This is a genomic window from Arthrobacter sp. AQ5-05 (assembly GCF_003287975.1).
GTDB lineage: Bacteria > Actinomycetota > Actinomycetes > Actinomycetales > Micrococcaceae > Paeniglutamicibacter.
The window spans coordinates 1-14,601 of record NZ_QMKQ01000019.1 but is presented as its reverse complement, the minus strand read 5'-3'; the positions used below and the strand labels follow the sequence as shown (position 1 = coordinate 14,601).

The following is a 14,601-nucleotide window of genomic DNA, read 5'->3' as shown; positions in this document are numbered from 1 at the left end:
CTCATTGATTGCCCGGCGGTGCCCCGCCCGGGTCGTGGGGCGCCGGGCGTTCAGGGGCGGCGCGGGAGCGCGATGACGTGTTCGGCCAGGGTCCGGGCGGGGCCGGTGAGCAGCGTGTCGGGCACCGAATGGTCTTCCCCGTCGATGCTCAGCGACCAGGTGAACGCATCGCGCACCAGGGACGGGGCCTTGGCTTGCTCCAGCGCCCGCAGCTCGTCCAGGGCGGCGCGGGCAATGCGGAGCCAGACGGCCTCCTGTTCGTGCGCGGGGTGTTGCGCATGGAGTTCCAGGATCCCGGTGCGGGAAATTCCGGCGACCCCGCCGGAGCGCGCCACGCGGATGACCAGCACTTCGTTGCGGTTCTCAGCCACGGACCGCCTCCTGGACGACGGGTTCGACCCCGACGGCGTCCCAGGCTTCGGCCAGGGCCCGCTCGACGGCGGATCCGGCGCCGTGGTCGCGGCGGGCCTGGAGCAGGGTCTGTTCGGCGAAGGTGCCGAAGTCCGCGTCCTGCGGCAGGGCGCGGGTGGCGATCACGTTGAACCACAGGGACCCGGCGGTTTCCCAGGCGTTGCCGCCCAGCGCGGTGGCGAAGAGATGGAAGGCGTGGTTGGGGATGCCGGAGTTCAGGTGCACCCCGCCGTTGTCCTCGGCCGTGTCCACGTAGCCGGCCATGGATGCCGGTTGCGGGTCCTTGCCCAGGATCGGGTCGTCGTAGGCGGTGCCCGGGGCGGCCATGGAACGCAGCGCCACGCCCTGGACGACGTCGGTGAACAGCCCCTTGCCGATCAGCCAGCTGGCGGACGCCGCGTCGTCGCCGGCCACGAACTGCTCCACCAGGGCGCCGAAGACATCGGCGATCGACTCGTTCAGTGCTCCGGATTGGCCCCGGTAGTCAAGGTTGGTGGTGTATTGCAGCAGCCCGTGCCCCAGCTCGTGCGCGATCACCGACAGCGAGGAGGTGAAGGAATTGAAGATCTCCCCGTCCCCGTCGCCCATGACCATTTGGGTGCCGTCCCAGAACGCGTTGTCGTAGTGCTGCCCGTAGTGCACGGTGCCGCGCAACACCAGCCCGGCGCCGTCGAGGCTGGAGCGCTTGAACATGTCGGCGAGGAACCCGTAGACCTCGCCCAGCCCGTCGTAGGCGCGGTTTGCGTCCGTATCCCGCCCCGGGTCCTGGCCCTCGGTGCGCACGGTGGTTCCGGGGGTGGTCTCCGCACCCCGGGCGTCGGAAACAACCCGCACCAGGCGACCGGCCGGGTCCAGCAGCCGGGCGATGTCGGTGTGCGTGGTGGCCCGCGCGTGCAGCAGTGCCTGGTCCAGCAGCAGCGTTTGGCGTGCGCGGGTGGCGATGCGGCGACGGGTTTCGCGGCCCGGGCCCGCGTGTTCGCCGTGCGCGCCCGGAAGGTCCCGGCCGCCTTCCACCGGCGGGTGCGCGATGAATTCGCGCATCGCCGCCGGGGCTTCCCACGCCCCGTCGCAGGCGGCCATCGACACCAGCAGGTACGGTGGCACCGCATGGTGCCGGGGGTGGGGCTTTGCGGCTGGAGGTTGGGTTTCCTTGTCCATGGTGCCAACTCTCCCACCGGATCCTGAGCGGCCGATGTGAGCGCGCTGTGGCCGGGATCGAACGCTGGACCTGGGGCGGGCCGGCGCCGCGTCGAAGGACGCGGCGTGCGGGACACCCTCCCGCCGCACTAGCCCGGGCACGGAAGGGAAACCCCTTGGCCACGCACGAAAAGGACCCGAACGAGCCCGACGCGGGGGCCGTCGTTCGACGATCCGAAGGACCCGCGCTGGTCGCGGAACCCGCATGAGGCGCGTCCCCGCAACCCCTGCCGGCAGATGCCGTTGGATGCGCCACCGATGGCCGGGAGACCGGAGGGCCAAGGGTACGGTTTCGCCGGCCAGGGCAACCGGCCAAGGCAACCGGCCGGGACAGAACGGGGGATGGAGCCGGGGCCCGCCCCCTTGCGGTGTTCGGGCCGGTCATCGGCCACATGATGCTGGGTATGCGGGTGATCGTGATCATCTTCGGCTACATGTTCATCGGATGCGTCCCCGGCTCCTGGGCGTTTTGCCCGTTGCCGGCTCGCTTGTTGTTGCCGCGGTGCCCGCCACCACGCCCAGTCGGCTCCATCGGGCTTCGCGCTGGCCTTGAACCGGGGATGGGCGAGGTGCCGGATCGTCGCTAAGCTGGGGAACCGGAAGCCGCGCCCGCACTGCACGAATCTCCGTGCAGTGCGGGCCGGGTCGCTGGAGGGGGAAGGAAACCATGGCCGAGGACGAAGTCGGAGGGCACGAGCCCGCGGCGGATCCGTCGTTTGACGATCCGAACGACCCGCGCTGGTCGCGGAACCCGCACGCGGCACCACCGCGCAACCCGTACCTGGACATGCCGTTGGATGCGCCGCCGGTTGCCGGGGCGCCGAACGGTCGCGGGTACGGATTTGCCGGGCAGCACGCCGGGCAACGGGCGGGCGGCCAGCCCGGCCACCCGCAGCACTACCCGACACCGGGCTACCCCCAACCCGGATACCCGATGCCGGTCCAGCAGCCGGCCGGCGCGTTGGCGATCGTGTCGCTGGTGACCGGAATCATCGCGGTGCTCACCGGCGGGATGCTGATTTTCCCCCAGATTGCGGCGGTCATCTGCGGCCACTTGGCGTTGAAGCGGGAACCGCACATGCGCGGAATCGCCATTGCCGGGCTTGTGACCGGCTACCTGATGCTGGGGTTCATCGTGCTGGGGGCGCTTTTCCTCATCACCGTATTTTCCGCCTCGATGAGTTCCTGGTAGCGCGAACCCCTTCGAGGACACGCGAAAACAGCGGCCACACCCGGGCTTGGAAGCCGGGTGCGGCCGCTGTTTTCATGCGGGAAGTGCGCGGGAAGGCCCTAGCGGACCTCGCCCATCAGCTTCTTCAGGGCAGGTGCGGAGAGCAGCAGGGCAATGCCCAGCACGATCGCGGTGCCGCCCAGGGCCAGGAAGTAGGTGATCTCGTTGCCCTCGGTGTAGAAGCCGGCCAGGATTCCGGCCAGCGTGGTGCCCAGGGACACCGAGAGGAAGAACAGCGCGATCATCTGCGTGCCGAAGGCCGCCGGCGCCAGCTTGGTGGTCACCGACTGGCCGATGGGGCTCAGCAGCAGCTCGGCCAGGGTGCACAGCAATAGGATCCCGACCAGTGCCAGCAGCGGGGTCTTCTCCAGGGATTCAAGCGGGATGAAGACCAGGAACGCGATCCCGACGATCATCAGCGAGGCGGAGAACTTCGCCACGGTGCCCGGCTGGCGGGTGCCCAGCTTGGTCCACAGGGCCGCGAATACGCCGGCGAGCACGATGATGAACACCGGGTTGATCGACTGGACCCAGGAAGCGGGCATTTCCCAGCCGAAGATGGTGCGGTCCAGGCGTTCCTGCGAGTACACGGCGATGAACGTGAACTGCTGCTGGAACAGTGCCCAGAACGCAGCCGAGGCGACGTACAGCGGGATGAAGGCCAGCACGTGCTTGCGCTCCACCGTGGTGACGCGCTTGGAGCGCAGCATCAGGGTGAAGTAGATGATGGAGGCCGCGATGACGGCCAGCGCGATGGCGTTGGCCAGCGTTGCCGGGGTGACGATCTTCAGCGAGAAGAGCGCCACGACCACGACGATGAAGCCCACCAGGTACAGCGCGTACTTCTTGCGTGCGCCGGCCGGCAGCGGGTTGGCCACCACGTGGACGGATGCCGGAAGGTCCTTGCGGCCCATCATATAGATGCCCACGCCCACGGCCATGCCGACCGCGGCGGCGGCGAAGCCGATGTGGAAGCCCCAGCGCTGGTGCAGGAAGCCGGTGAGCAGCGGGCCGAGCAGGCCGCCGATGTTCACACCCATGTAGAAGATCGAGAAGCCGGCATCGCGGCGGGTGTCTTCCTTGGAGTACAGGGAGCCGACCAGGGCCGTGGCGTTGGCCTTGAGCCCGCCGGAGCCCACGGCAACCAGGACCAGGCCGATGGCCAGCCCCACGGCTCCGGGCAGCGCCGCCAGGGCGATGTGGCCGGCCATGATGATGAACGCCGAGGAGAGCAGGACCTTTTCGGAACCGAGCAGTCGGTCCGCGAGCCAGGCGCCGAGGATGGTGCTCAGGTAGACGGCGCCGCCGTAGGCGCCGACCAGGGAGAGTGCCAGGTCCTTGGACAGGCCGAGCCCGCCCTCGACGACGGAGAAGTACATGTAGTACGCCAGGATCGCTTGCATCCCGTAGAAGGAGAATCGTTCCCACATCTCGATGCTGAACAGGTTCGAGAGCGTTTTGGGGTGGCCGAAGAAATTGGTCGAGGACCGGTCCTTCAGCGGGGTGGATATAGACATGCAATCAATTTTTCGCCCGTGACGTGCGCCATGCCTACTTTGTAGACCAATCTCACATTGTGGTCAGTTGGGCGGCCAGTGTCAGCAGCATGGCCTCGGAGCCGGCCCTGCCGATCATTTGCACTCCCATCGACAACCCCGCGGCGGTGGTGAGCGTCGGAACGGTGATGGCAGGAAGCCCCGAGACATTCACCATCGAGGTGTAGGGCGTGTATTGGCATTGGCGCATGTAGTCGGTGTCGGCGTCCTGCGAGGTGTAAAAGCCGATTTCCGGGGGAGCGAACGCCATCGCAGGAGTGAGCACCACGTCATAGCGGCCCCACTGGGTACGGAAGTCCGCGGCGATGCCCGTCAACCGGGCGGCGGCCTCCAGGCTGGTCTTGTGCCCGCGCGCCGTGGCGCGTTCACGGAAGGACCGGGCCAGGGTCCCCAGCTTCGCCTCCCTGCCCGGCGGGATCGGTGCGGCAGCCAGCCCGCTGGTCCACACCGTGGCAAAGGTTTCGGGGTAGGCGCTGTCGTAGAAGATTTCCGCCTCCTCCAGGTGGTGGCCCCGGGCGCGCAGGGACTTGAAGCCCGCATCCAGCGCCGCATGGGCGTCGGATGAGAGCTTGATCGCATACGCCGAGGCGAAGGGGCTGGCGGTGCTGACCCCGATGCGCAGCCCGCGCAGCGCATCCACTGTCCCCTCGCCCAGCGACTCGAGGTAGGTTCCCCGTTCGGGGTCGACCATCGCGTCCATGAGCAGGGCCGCGTCCAGCGCGGTGCGCGCCAGCGGCCCGGAAACCGTGAGCCGCGGTGCCCCGAAGGTGTCGACGGTGCCATCGAGGATGTCGCTGGGGATGGTGCCCAGTCCGGGCTTGAGTCCGATCAGCCCGCATGCCGAGGCCGGGATGCGCACCGAGCCGCCGCCGTCATTGCCGGGGCCGAAGGGCAGCATGCCGGAGGCCACGGCCGCGGCCTCCCCGCCGCTGGAACCCCCGGCGGAGCGGGTCGGGTCCAACGGGTTGCGGGCGGGCGGGGCCACGTCGTTTTCCGAGTGGCAGCTCAGCCCGAATTCCGGCACCTGGGTCTTGCCCAGTGAAATTGCGCCGGCCCGCGACAAAGTCGCCACCAACGGGGAATCCTTCTGCGCGAGGGCCGGTTCAAATGCCGCGGTCCCGTAGCCGGTAGGCACCCCGGCCACATCGAGCAGGTCCTTGTAGGCCAGCGGCATGCCGTGGAGCATGCCCGGGGCCCGCCCCGCGGCAAGGTCGGAGTCCGCCTGCGCGGCTGCGTCCATGGCCCGCTCGGCGGTGACGGTGACGAAGGATCCCAGGGCGGGGTTGAGCGCCTCGATGCGTTCCAGGAAGTGGGCGGCTGCCTCGCGGGCACCCACTTCCCCGTGGCGCAGCGCATTGCGAAGTTCCAGCGCTGTCAGCTCGGATATCTCGGTCATCATGGACTCCTTTGCAAACATGTGGCCACCGGTGGCGCCCGCCATGGGGCGTTGCCTGTGGGAGGAAGCGGGCATGGGTCTGACTTGAGACTAGTACGGGTTGGGCGTTGCGGCCCCGTTGCGCCCGGAAGCGCCAGTTTGCCTCGGTGAAACGTCCCGTTCGAGGGGCGCAACATCCGCTTCACCGAGGCGGTGGCCGAACACCCCCGGGCGCTAGGCTGGATGTCAACAGGGAATCCGGCGAGCCAAAGGAGAGCCATGAGTGATTTTGAAACGGTTTCAGTCGACCAGGTGCCTGCCGGCGCACTGATCCTGGATGTTCGCGAAGAGTACGAATGGTCCGAGGGGCACGCCGCCGGGGCAATCCACATTCCGCTGGGCGACCTCCCGGTCCGCTACGGGGAACTCGACCCGGACGAAGACACCTACATCATTTGCCGCACCGGCGGACGCTCGGCGCAGGCCGCCGCGTGGCTGGTCTCGCAGGGCTACACCGCGTTCAACATCGCGGGCGGGTCCGGGGCCTGGCTGGAAGCCGGGCTGGCACTCAAGAGCGAAAACGGCCAGGAGCCCAACGTCCGATGATCTATACCTATCTGGGTCCCGCGGGGACCTTCACCGAGGCCGCACTGCTGCAGGTTCCCGACGCGAGGGATTCCAAGCGCATCCCGGCAGCGAACGTGAACGCCGCACTGGAGATGGTCCGCGCCGGGGAAGCCGACGCGGCGATGGTCCCGATCGAGAATTCGGTCGAGGGCGGTGTCACCACCACGCTCGACGCCATCGCCACCGGCGAGGCCCTGCAAATCATGCGCGAGGCCCTGGTGACCATCACCTTCGTGCTGGCCGTGCGCCAGAACATCGATTCCCTCGAGCAGATCCGCTCCGTGTCCACCCACGGGCACGCCTGGGCGCAATGCCGCAATTGGGCCGAATCAAACATTCCGCAAGCGGAATTCATCCCGGCGTCCTCGACCGCCGCCGGAGCACTGGGGCTGCTGGACGACGAGGCCACCCACGACGCGGCGATCTGCTCCCCGCTGGTCGCCGAGGAACGCGGGCTGAAGATCCTGCGCACCGGCATCGAGGACAACGCCGGGGCCGTCACCCGGTTCGTGCTGGTGACCCGCCCGGGACCGATCCCGGCGCCGACCGGCGTGGACAAGAGCACCGTCATCCTGCCGCTGGCCGAGGACCGCCCGGGCGCCCTGATGGACATCCTGGAACAGTTCGTGGTGCGCGGGGTGAACCTCAGTCGCATCGAGTCGCGTCCCACCGGCGAGGGAATGGGCAAGTACTTCTTCTCCGTGGACGTCGACGGGCACCTGGCCCAGCAACGCGTGGCGGACGCATTGACCGGCCTGCACCGGGTCTGCCCCGACCTGCGCTTCCTGGGTTCCTATCCGGCGGCCCAGGGCCTGTCATCTTCCGTGGATGCGCACAACTCCGACGACGCGTTCTCCAAGGCGCAGCAGTGGGTTTCCGGGCTCAAGTCGCGCCTGGCCAACTAACGCCGGCAGGAGCACTGGCCGGGCACCGCCGCGAGACCGACCCGCCGGCGGTGTCAGGCGAGGCGGATCTTCAGCGACGCGGGCCTCACTGAGACGCTCAAACCGTTCACGAGCCCCGTGCCGTCCCCGTCGATCTGCGTGTTCATGGGTTCGTGGCACCTCAACGTCAAAGAGGCACTCGGGTAGAAGCCCATCACCGGTATGGCGCCGCGGGCCCTGAAGGCCGTCTTGAGGAAGATCCAGCCCCAACCGGCCGCGCTGCGCGGGCTGAGCACCACCACGTCCAACACGCCGTCGTCGACCTTCGCCTCCGGAACCAGATCCAGGCCTTGCAGCTTCCCGCAGTTGGCGAAGAGCACCGAGCGCACGCTACGGGTCTGTTCGCTTCCGCCGTCCAGCGCGATCGAGATCTTCTTGCGTTTGCCCGGCAGGTGCCGGAAGCCGGCCTCCGAGTAGGCCAGCCAGCCGACCTTGGCCTTGAGCTCCTCGTTGGTGTCGTCCATGACGTCGGCATCCGTGCCGATCCCGGCGATCACCAGAAACGCGTGTTCGCTGCTGCTCCCGTCAACGTGGCTCAGGGTGACAGAGCCGGTGTCGATGGTGCGCACCGGGCCGCGGACGGCCCCGAAGGCCGCGGTGCCGATGTCCTCGAGGGGCACCTCGACATTGCGGGCCAGAAGGTTCCCGGTGCCCAGCGGGATCAGCCCGAGGGTTGCCTCGGTGTCGCGCAGGACCTCTGCCACGGCGCGCACCGTTCCGTCCCCGCCCGCGGCGATGACCACGTCGCATCCGGCCTCCAGCGCCCGGCGTGCGGCACCCTGGCCCGGATCCTCTACCGTGGACTCCATCACCAATGGCTCCACCAGGCCGGCCTCGGCGCACACGTGCTGAACCGCGGAGATTGCTTCATCGGTGCCTGACTTGGACGGATTCACCACCAGCGCGACCTTGCGCGCCGAGGTGGCGACGCCGACGACGGGCGACAGGGAAGCGGGCCGGTTGCGGTCAACGAGCCTGCGCACGGAGAGCCAGCTAATCGTTGCGGCCGCGCCCGCGGCACCGGCGCTGATAAGGGCAAAGAGTCGATTGCGTTGCATAGTCTCCCCAGACTAACGGGCATTGCTAGGCTTAGGGCGTGATCGACGTAAAACTACTCAGTGAAAATCCAGATACCTTCCGCGCTTCGCAGCGCGCCCGCGGGGCGGATGAGTCCCTGATTGATGCGATTTTGGCCGCCGATTCGGCGCGCCGCGAGTCGATTGCATCCTTTGAGGCGCTGCGTGCCCAACAGAATGCCTTCAGCAAGAAGGTCGGAGCGGCCAAGGGCGAGGAAAAGCAGGCCCTGCTCGCCGAGGTCAAGGAGCTCTCGCAGAACGTGAAGGCCGCCCAGGCGGCCTCCGACGAGGCAGCCGCGGCCTACAACGCGCTGCAGCGCTCCATCCCCAACCTGATCCTGGACGGGGTGCCCTCCGGCGGCGAGGACGACTTCACCGTCGTCAAGCACGTGGGTGCACCGCGCGATTTCGCCGCCGAGGGCTTCGAACCGCGCGACCACCTCGAGCTCGGCGAATTGCTCGGCGCCATCGACATGGAACGCGGTGCGAAGGTTTCGGGTTCCCGTTTCTACTTCCTCAAGGGTGTCGGCGCCCGCCTGGAAATTGCGCTCATGAACATGGCGTTGGACCTGGCCCTGCAAAAAGACTTCATCCCGATGATCACCCCGACCCTGGTCCGCCCCGAGACCATGCAGGGCACCGGCTTCGACGTCGAGCACGACGACGAGATCTACAAGCTCGAGCGCGACGACCTGTACCTGGTGGGAACCTCCGAGGTGGCCCTGGCCGGCTACCACGCCAACGAGATCCTTGATCTGTCGGCCGGTCCGACCCGCTACGCCGGCTGGTCCTCCTGCTACCGCCGCGAGGCCGGTTCCGCGGGCAAGGACACCCGCGGCATCATCCGCGTGCACCAGTTCAACAAGCTCGAGATGTTCGTCTACTGCTCCGCGGAGGAATCCGAGGCCGAGCACGCCAAGCTCCTGGCCCTGGAAGAGGAAATGCTCGCCAAGGTCGAGCTGCCCTACCGCGTCATCGACACCGCTGCCGGGGACCTGGGCATGAGCGCGGCGCGCAAGTTCGACTGCGAAGCCTGGGTCCCGACCCAGGACGCGTACCGCGAACTGACCTCCACCTCCAACTGCACCACCTTCCAGGCCCGCCGCCTGAACATCCGCGAACGGGAAACCGGCGTCGACGGCAAGCCGGGCAAGACCCGCTCGGTGGCAACGCTCAACGGCACCCTGGCGACCACGCGCTGGATCGTCGCGATCCTGGAGCACCACCAGAACGCCGACGGTTCGGTCAACGTGCCCGTCGCGCTGCGCCCGTACCTGGGTGGCATGGAAGTGCTTCCCCTCCTGTAGGTCACCGCGCCGCGTGCGCCGGAAGAACCCGAAGGGGGATGCGGTCGATGCCGCACCCCCCTTCGGCGACTGGTGCGCATTCGAGTCCCGGCGGCACCGCAGGTTCGGGGGAGGTTCATCCACCGTTCAGGACACATTGTGGGTTGGCTCATGTCGGGAACCGGAATTTGATGCTTCACTGGATGAATGACAGTTATGACAAGAACCGGCATCGAAGACCGGTCACAAGCAACCGAAACCTACATGATCTGCCTTGACGTCGACGGCACCCTGGTCAACCACGACGGGAAAATGAGCCAGGCGGTCAAGGATGCGGCGCGCGCCATCGTCGCGGCCGGCCACGAGGTCGTTATTTCCACCGGCCGTTCGCTCGGGGCGACCCTGCCGGTCATCCAGATGCTCGGCATCGAGAGCGGCTACGCGGTGTGCTGCAACGGCGGCGTCACCGTCCGCATCGATTTGTCGCTGGAGGACGGCTACGAGGTCGTCGAACGCAAGACCTTCGACCCGGCCCCGGCACTGCGCGCCCTGGTCAAGGCGCTGCCCACCGCCAAGTATGCGCTGGAAGACGATGCGGGGCGATTCCTGTCCACCGAACGCTTCCAGGATGCCAGCTTCGGCGTTGTCGCCACCCCGGTGACGCTCGATGTGATGCTCGCGGCCACCGCGGTGCGCCTGGTGGTCTTCTCCACCGACGCAACGGCCGAGGAATTCGGCGAGGCCGTCGGCGCCATGGGCCTTTCCGGTGTCACCTACTCGGTGGGCTGGACCGCCTGGCTGGACATCGCAGCCGAGGGCGTCACCAAGGCCAGCGGCCTCGAGGTGCTGCGCGAGAAGCACGGGTTCGACATCGAGGCAACCATTGCCGTGGGCGATGGCCGCAACGACATCGAGATGCTCGCCTGGGCCGGCCGCGGCGTGGCCATGGGCCAGGCCCCGGACGAGGTCAAGGCCGTGGCCGACGAGATTGCCGCGGGTGTCGACGACGACGGGTTGGCCGCGGTGCTGCAGGACATCCTGGGCGAGGCCGTCCGCGCCTGAGCACGCCCGGCCAACATCTGCACAGACGGATCGCCGCCCGCGCGGGGGAGTCTTCCCCGCCCGCGAGCGGCGATCCGTCGCGTTAACGGCCCCGCAGTTCCCGGGTCCGGCGCACGTCGATGCTCACATGGAACGCCCTGGCCATGTCACGCTCGCTTGTGGCGCCGTCGAAGAGCCCGGCGAAGAGCAGCAACGGAGCGGCCCAACCGGGCATGATCCGGTAGAACATGACCCGGATACCCCGCCAGCAGCCTGGGCCGCGCCGTTTTCCAGGCGCACGATCCGGGTCCCCGCAACCAGGGTGCCGAGCGTGATCCCGGTGAAGCAGGACCTGCCGTAGAGCAGCGTGGACGCCGGCGCGAAGATGACCGCCGCGGCGGCCTCGCCTGGCAGGGCGCAGGCCAGGGCAAGGCAGAGCGCCAGCGGGATCCTCCGCAGCTGCGGCTGCGCGCCCCAGCTGCCATCGCGGAACTGCGATGGGACCAGCTCGAAGCACGAATCCATGGCCGCCTTGGGGAGCGCGGATTGCGGAGCAACGTGTTCGGGGGCATCGTTCCCGCGCCCGTGGGCGGCTTCGAGGCCGGTCGGGTCATCGAGCGGCGCCTCGTGCGGGTGCTTCTTGAGGATGCTGATGTGGAAGCGACGGCATTGGGGGATGTTCTTGCCGTCGGTGTTCGGGGCCGCCAGCGGCGGGCCAATCGGGCACGCCACCCAGACGACGGTGCGCACGATCATGGCCCGGCCGCCGCGCAGCATCCCGGGTGCCGACCCGTCGCGCAGCCTCACGATGCGGGTGCCGCACAACAGGGTCCCGATGGTGTGTGCCGAAAAGCAGATGAAGCCGTAGACCCAGGCGGTCGCGACGGCGACGAGGATGGCGCTTGCGACAGCCTTGGCCGGGGTGCCACAAGTCGAACTCCCGACGAAGGTGTGCTGCACCGCACCCGCCGCCAGGACGATGAGCGCTTCAACGGACGCGGCGCAGAAGGCGCGCCAGTCGTCGGCCAGGAATGCCCAGTTCCCGGTGGGGAAGCGCCAAGGGACGCCGGTGCGGCGGCGAAAACCATCTATATTTTCTCCAATTGATGCGGTTACCGGGTAATCCTACGTGGTTCGCTGGGATGCCCGGCGCGCCGTGCGTGTGCTTCCGATGCCCGCACACTTCCCGGGACACAGCGCAGCCGACAGCCCCGGGCGATTCGACTGGCTATGCTTAAACCCATGAAACGCGCCGGAATCCTCGCCCTGTCCCTGCTCGGTGCCGCGACGCTGCTGGCCGGGTGCACCTCCCCGGACGTCATCTGCAACACCGGGGAGCCGAGCCTCGAGGAAGCCATGGACCACCTGGTTGCCTCGACGCTGGCCGGGGACCAGGTCGAGGTCTGCCGGGTGACCACCACGGGCGGGACGGACACCGTCGGGGAGCAATTCGATCGCCTGGCGGCGCAGCTGAAGGATCTGGGCGTCGCGGCCGATTTCACGGTGAAGCCGGTGCCGGATTCGACCATGGGGCATTGGTCCGAACTGACCCTGAGCACGCCCAGCCACCCGGAGGGGGAACGCTTCGACGTGTTCGAGCGCGGCGGGAAGTACACGATCGGGTGGCTCGAGTTCGAGCAGGACCCGCTGCCTTCCCCGTCCGCGACGAAGTAGCGCCGCCTTTCGGCTCCTCCGATATCAGATGGCGAAGAGCCCGATGACCACACCCATCACCAGGAATGTCACCAGCTCGTGGAGGCAGTTCAACGCGGTGAGCCCCACGGGCCGGCCCTCGAAGGCGTCGTGGGTGATGAAGCGTGCCGCGGTGAAGCCGCCCCACAGGATCAAGGCGGTCAGCAAGGCGTTGGTGAGGTAGGACCCGCCATAGAAGTCAAAGGACAGGTACGTCGCACCGGCCAGGACCCAGGCGCTGATGAAGCTCACGACGAGGGTCACCAGGATCGGGACGACGGCGCTCTTGCCGCTGCCGGGAGTCACCTTGGCCACCCGCATCCAATAGTTGCCGAACACCTTCGGGGTGTACCAGATGCTGCCGACCACCATGGTCGAAATCGTGGCCACAATTACGGCGATCCAATTAATTTCCGGAACCATCGTTTGCTCCTCGTGCCATCGTGCGGGGCCATGTCACCGGTCCCCGGTATACGGGTCATCAATATCGCCGATACTACGGCCAAAACCAGTGGCTGACTAGGGGTCCGGGGATTCCTGGCGGACTAGGCCCCGGCCGGCTCGTCGGGGAATTCGCTCCAGCGCAGCAATCGGGCGGCTGCGGGCCGCGCCGCCCATTCCTCGACCCATGCCGAGCGAACCACGGCCTTGGAAACGGCCTGGGCGCTGATGCCCAGTTCGGCGGCGACATGCTTCTGCTGTCCGCGCACCCCCGGGGTGAGCAGGTCGAGCACGGCCCATTCGGCCACGCTGCGGGTGCTGACAATCTGCCCGAGTAGGCGCAGCACCGCCTCGGCCTCGCCGGCGATGGCCGCCTCGGGGCCGACGACACACAGCGGGATCCGCTCCCCGGTGTGCTCGGAGCGCTCCACGGCCGTGTGCGCATAGCCCAGCGCGGTGCCCTGGAGGTATTGCGCCTCGCGGGGCACCGGTTCGTACAGGCTGCCCACGCCTAGTCCGACCACCCAGTGGTGGCTGCGCAGCGCCCGCAGCACCGCGTCCACCGCGTCCTCGGCACGCTCGGGGACCCCGACCAGCACGGCGGGGCCGGAGCGCTGGAACGGCGCAAGCGTCGGGACGTGCGCGAGGGTGCGCAGCATTTCATCGCCGAGGTCGCCGTCGGCGCGTCGATCGCGTTGTTTCAGGGTTACGACATACACATTCCCAATTATGCAGCGAAACCCGGCTTTCGTCTGGATGTACGCGGGTTTCCACGCGGCCGCGAGGTGGCCGTCGGCGGTTCCGTTGCTACGGGGCGGCCGTGGGGACTTCTTCGGCGGGAGCATCCGTGCGGAGCTTGATGATGCAGAAGCGCAGGAAGAGCTGGGTGACCGGTCCGATGGCCACGGCGTACAGGACGGTTCCGAAACCGACGATGCCGCCCAGGAGCCAGCCAATGGCCAGCACGATGACCTCGACGCCGGTGCGCGCCACGCGCAGGCTGATTCCGGTGCGCGCATGCAGCCCCGTCATCAACCCGTCGCGCGGGCCCGGGCCGAGCTGGCTGCCGATGTACAGCCCGCCGCCGAGTCCGTTCACCAGCAGGGCGGCGATGAACATGGCCAGCTGTGCGGGCAGGCCGTGGGCCTCGGGAATGATCGCCAACCCGATGTCGGCAGCAATGCCAAGCCAGATGACGTTGGCGATGGTGCCCAGGCCGGGCATCTGCCGCAGGGGGATCCAGAGCAGCAGCACGATGAACCCGAAGATGATCACCACGGTGCCCAGGCTGAGCCCGGTGTGCAGGGTGACGCCGTAGTGGAGCACGTCCCACGGGGCCAGCCCGAGACCCGAACGGACGAATCCGGCCATCGCCACGCCGAACAACGTGAGACCCACAAAGAGCTGGAGAAGCCGCAGCGGAAGCCGTCCAGCCCTCAACTGCGCGAGCGGGGTCAGCTGGGCAAGTTCACGTGGGGCTGGCTTGGTCATGCATCCAGCATGTCGCACAACCTGCGAGTGGAAAAACTTCTCGTCATGATGTGGCCTGCTGCACCGACTCGAGGGCACTGGGCGGCCTTTCTGGGCCGCGTTTTCCTAGAAGAGGGTGGTTTGGTTTTGCGGCCAGTAGGAGTTGCGGCGGGGGATCTGCTCGGGGTCCAGGTGCCGGGGCAAAAGGACGTGCGGGAGCCCGTTGTGGACGAGCAAGTGCAGCAGGCCGTTGT

The 14,601-nt window shown here is 67.9% G+C and carries 15 protein-coding genes; 6 read left to right on the top strand and 9 right to left on the bottom strand.

What is annotated here, in order from left to right; genetic code table 11:
• Positions 1-50: 50 nt before the first annotated feature.
• Together DQ353_RS15085 and DQ353_RS15080 are read right to left on the bottom strand one after the other, a co-directional pair.
• Positions 51-371 (bottom strand): protealysin inhibitor emfourin, encoded by a 321-nt coding sequence (locus DQ353_RS15085; protein WP_113763663.1) that lies wholly within the window; start codon positions 369-371, stop codon positions 51-53.
• Positions 364-1,569 carry a M4 family metallopeptidase gene (locus tag DQ353_RS15080; protein WP_113763661.1) on the bottom strand — a complete coding sequence of 402 codons (1,206 nt, stop codon included), beginning with the start codon at positions 1,567-1,569 and terminating at the stop codon, positions 364-366. Before DQ353_RS15080 ends, DQ353_RS15085 begins: the two co-directional genes overlap by 8 nt.
• Before the next feature lie 706 nt (positions 1,570-2,275).
• On the opposite strand from DQ353_RS15080, the gene DQ353_RS22005 reads away from it, so the two are divergent.
• Positions 2,276-2,800 carry a DUF4190 domain-containing protein gene (locus tag DQ353_RS22005; protein ID WP_220094024.1) on the top strand — a complete coding sequence of 175 codons (525 nt, stop codon included), beginning with the start codon at positions 2,276-2,278 and terminating at the stop codon, positions 2,798-2,800.
• A gap of 98 nt (positions 2,801-2,898) precedes the next feature.
• Here the strand turns inward: DQ353_RS22005 and DQ353_RS15065 are convergent, their stop codons facing one another.
• On the bottom strand, positions 2,899-4,356 hold the full coding sequence (locus DQ353_RS15065; RefSeq protein WP_113763657.1) for a peptide MFS transporter: 1,458 nt from the start codon (positions 4,354-4,356) through the stop codon (positions 2,899-2,901).
• A gap of 52 nt (positions 4,357-4,408) precedes the next feature.
• The gene (locus DQ353_RS15060) at positions 4,409-5,791 is read right to left on the bottom strand and encodes an amidase (RefSeq protein ID WP_113763767.1); all 1,383 of its coding nucleotides are present in this window, start codon (positions 5,789-5,791) and stop codon (positions 4,409-4,411) included.
• A gap of 258 nt (positions 5,792-6,049) precedes the next feature.
• On the opposite strand from DQ353_RS15060, the gene DQ353_RS15055 reads away from it, so the two are divergent.
• Positions 6,050-6,376, top strand: coding sequence for a rhodanese-like domain-containing protein (locus DQ353_RS15055; protein ID WP_113763655.1), 327 nt, complete (start codon positions 6,050-6,052; stop codon positions 6,374-6,376).
• Positions 6,373-7,302: a prephenate dehydratase gene (gene pheA / locus DQ353_RS15050; protein WP_113763653.1), complete on the top strand. Its 930-nt coding sequence runs from the start codon at positions 6,373-6,375 to the stop codon at positions 7,300-7,302. The genes DQ353_RS15055 and pheA overlap by 4 nt, the downstream gene beginning before the upstream one ends.
• Before the next feature lie 53 nt (positions 7,303-7,355).
• Here pheA and DQ353_RS15045 read toward each other — a convergent pair whose 3' ends face one another.
• On the bottom strand, positions 7,356-8,399 hold the full coding sequence (locus DQ353_RS15045) for a diacylglycerol/lipid kinase family protein (protein ID WP_113763651.1): 1,044 nt from the start codon (positions 8,397-8,399) through the stop codon (positions 7,356-7,358).
• A gap of 38 nt (positions 8,400-8,437) precedes the next feature.
• Here DQ353_RS15045 and serS point away from each other — a divergent pair, with 38 nt between their 5' ends.
• Together serS and DQ353_RS15035 are read left to right on the top strand one after the other, a co-directional pair.
• A complete protein-coding gene (gene serS / locus DQ353_RS15040; RefSeq protein ID WP_113763649.1) occupies positions 8,438-9,724 on the top strand; it encodes a serine--tRNA ligase in 1,287 nt (428 codons plus the stop codon).
• 186 nt (positions 9,725-9,910) lie between these two features.
• The gene (locus tag DQ353_RS15035) at positions 9,911-10,765 is read left to right on the top strand and encodes an HAD family hydrolase (RefSeq protein WP_113763647.1); all 855 of its coding nucleotides are present in this window, start codon (positions 9,911-9,913) and stop codon (positions 10,763-10,765) included.
• A gap of 123 nt (positions 10,766-10,888) precedes the next feature.
• Here DQ353_RS15035 and DQ353_RS15030 read toward each other — a convergent pair whose 3' ends face one another.
• Positions 10,889-11,704: an RDD family protein gene (locus DQ353_RS15030; RefSeq protein ID WP_113763645.1), complete on the bottom strand. Its 816-nt coding sequence runs from the start codon at positions 11,702-11,704 to the stop codon at positions 10,889-10,891.
• A 282-nt stretch (positions 11,705-11,986) separates the two neighbouring features.
• Here DQ353_RS15030 and DQ353_RS15025 point away from each other — a divergent pair, with 282 nt between their 5' ends.
• Positions 11,987-12,418, top strand: a complete 432-nt coding sequence (locus tag DQ353_RS15025) for a hypothetical protein (protein WP_113763643.1) — start codon at positions 11,987-11,989, stop codon at positions 12,416-12,418.
• A gap of 24 nt (positions 12,419-12,442) precedes the next feature.
• Here the strand turns inward: DQ353_RS15025 and DQ353_RS15020 are convergent, their stop codons facing one another.
• The 3 genes from DQ353_RS15020 to yczE all read right to left on the bottom strand — a co-directional run bounded on the left by DQ353_RS15020 (position 12,443) and on the right by yczE (position 14,368).
• A complete protein-coding gene (locus DQ353_RS15020; RefSeq protein WP_071216261.1) occupies positions 12,443-12,859 on the bottom strand; it encodes a DUF1761 domain-containing protein in 417 nt (138 codons plus the stop codon).
• 122 nt (positions 12,860-12,981) lie between these two features.
• Positions 12,982-13,596, bottom strand: coding sequence for a hypothetical protein (locus DQ353_RS15015; protein ID WP_113763641.1), 615 nt, complete (start codon positions 13,594-13,596; stop codon positions 12,982-12,984).
• A gap of 88 nt (positions 13,597-13,684) precedes the next feature.
• Entirely contained in the window at positions 13,685-14,368 is a 684-nt protein-coding gene (gene yczE, locus DQ353_RS15010; RefSeq protein WP_113763639.1) for a membrane protein YczE, read from the bottom strand.
• Positions 14,369-14,601 lie beyond the last annotated feature (233 nt).

Bases quoted from the DNA above. Each gene is read 5' to 3' on its own strand.
- DQ353_RS15025 (WP_113763643.1), top strand. From the start codon at position 11,987: ATGAAACGCGCCGGAATCCTCGCCCTGTCCCTGCTCGGTGCCGCGACG.
- DQ353_RS22005 (WP_220094024.1), top strand. From the start codon at position 2,276: ATGGCCGAGGACGAAGTCGGAGGGCACGAGCCCGCGGCGGATCCGTCG.
- DQ353_RS15065 (WP_113763657.1), bottom strand. From the start codon at position 4,356: ATGTCTATATCCACCCCGCTGAAGGACCGGTCCTCGACCAATTTCTTC.
- DQ353_RS15045 (WP_113763651.1), bottom strand. From the start codon at position 8,399: ATGCAACGCAATCGACTCTTTGCCCTTATCAGCGCCGGTGCCGCGGGC.
- DQ353_RS15080 (WP_113763661.1), bottom strand. From the start codon at position 1,569: ATGGACAAGGAAACCCAACCTCCAGCCGCAAAGCCCCACCCCCGGCAC.
- yczE (WP_113763639.1), bottom strand. From the start codon at position 14,368: ATGACCAAGCCAGCCCCACGTGAACTTGCCCAGCTGACCCCGCTCGCG.
- DQ353_RS15035 (WP_113763647.1), top strand. From the start codon at position 9,911: ATGACAGTTATGACAAGAACCGGCATCGAAGACCGGTCACAAGCAACC.
- DQ353_RS15060 (WP_113763767.1), bottom strand. From the start codon at position 5,791: ATGACCGAGATATCCGAGCTGACAGCGCTGGAACTTCGCAATGCGCTG.
- pheA (WP_113763653.1), top strand. From the start codon at position 6,373: ATGATCTATACCTATCTGGGTCCCGCGGGGACCTTCACCGAGGCCGCA.
- DQ353_RS15055 (WP_113763655.1), top strand. From the start codon at position 6,050: ATGAGTGATTTTGAAACGGTTTCAGTCGACCAGGTGCCTGCCGGCGCA.
- DQ353_RS15020 (WP_071216261.1), bottom strand. From the start codon at position 12,859: ATGGTTCCGGAAATTAATTGGATCGCCGTAATTGTGGCCACGATTTCG.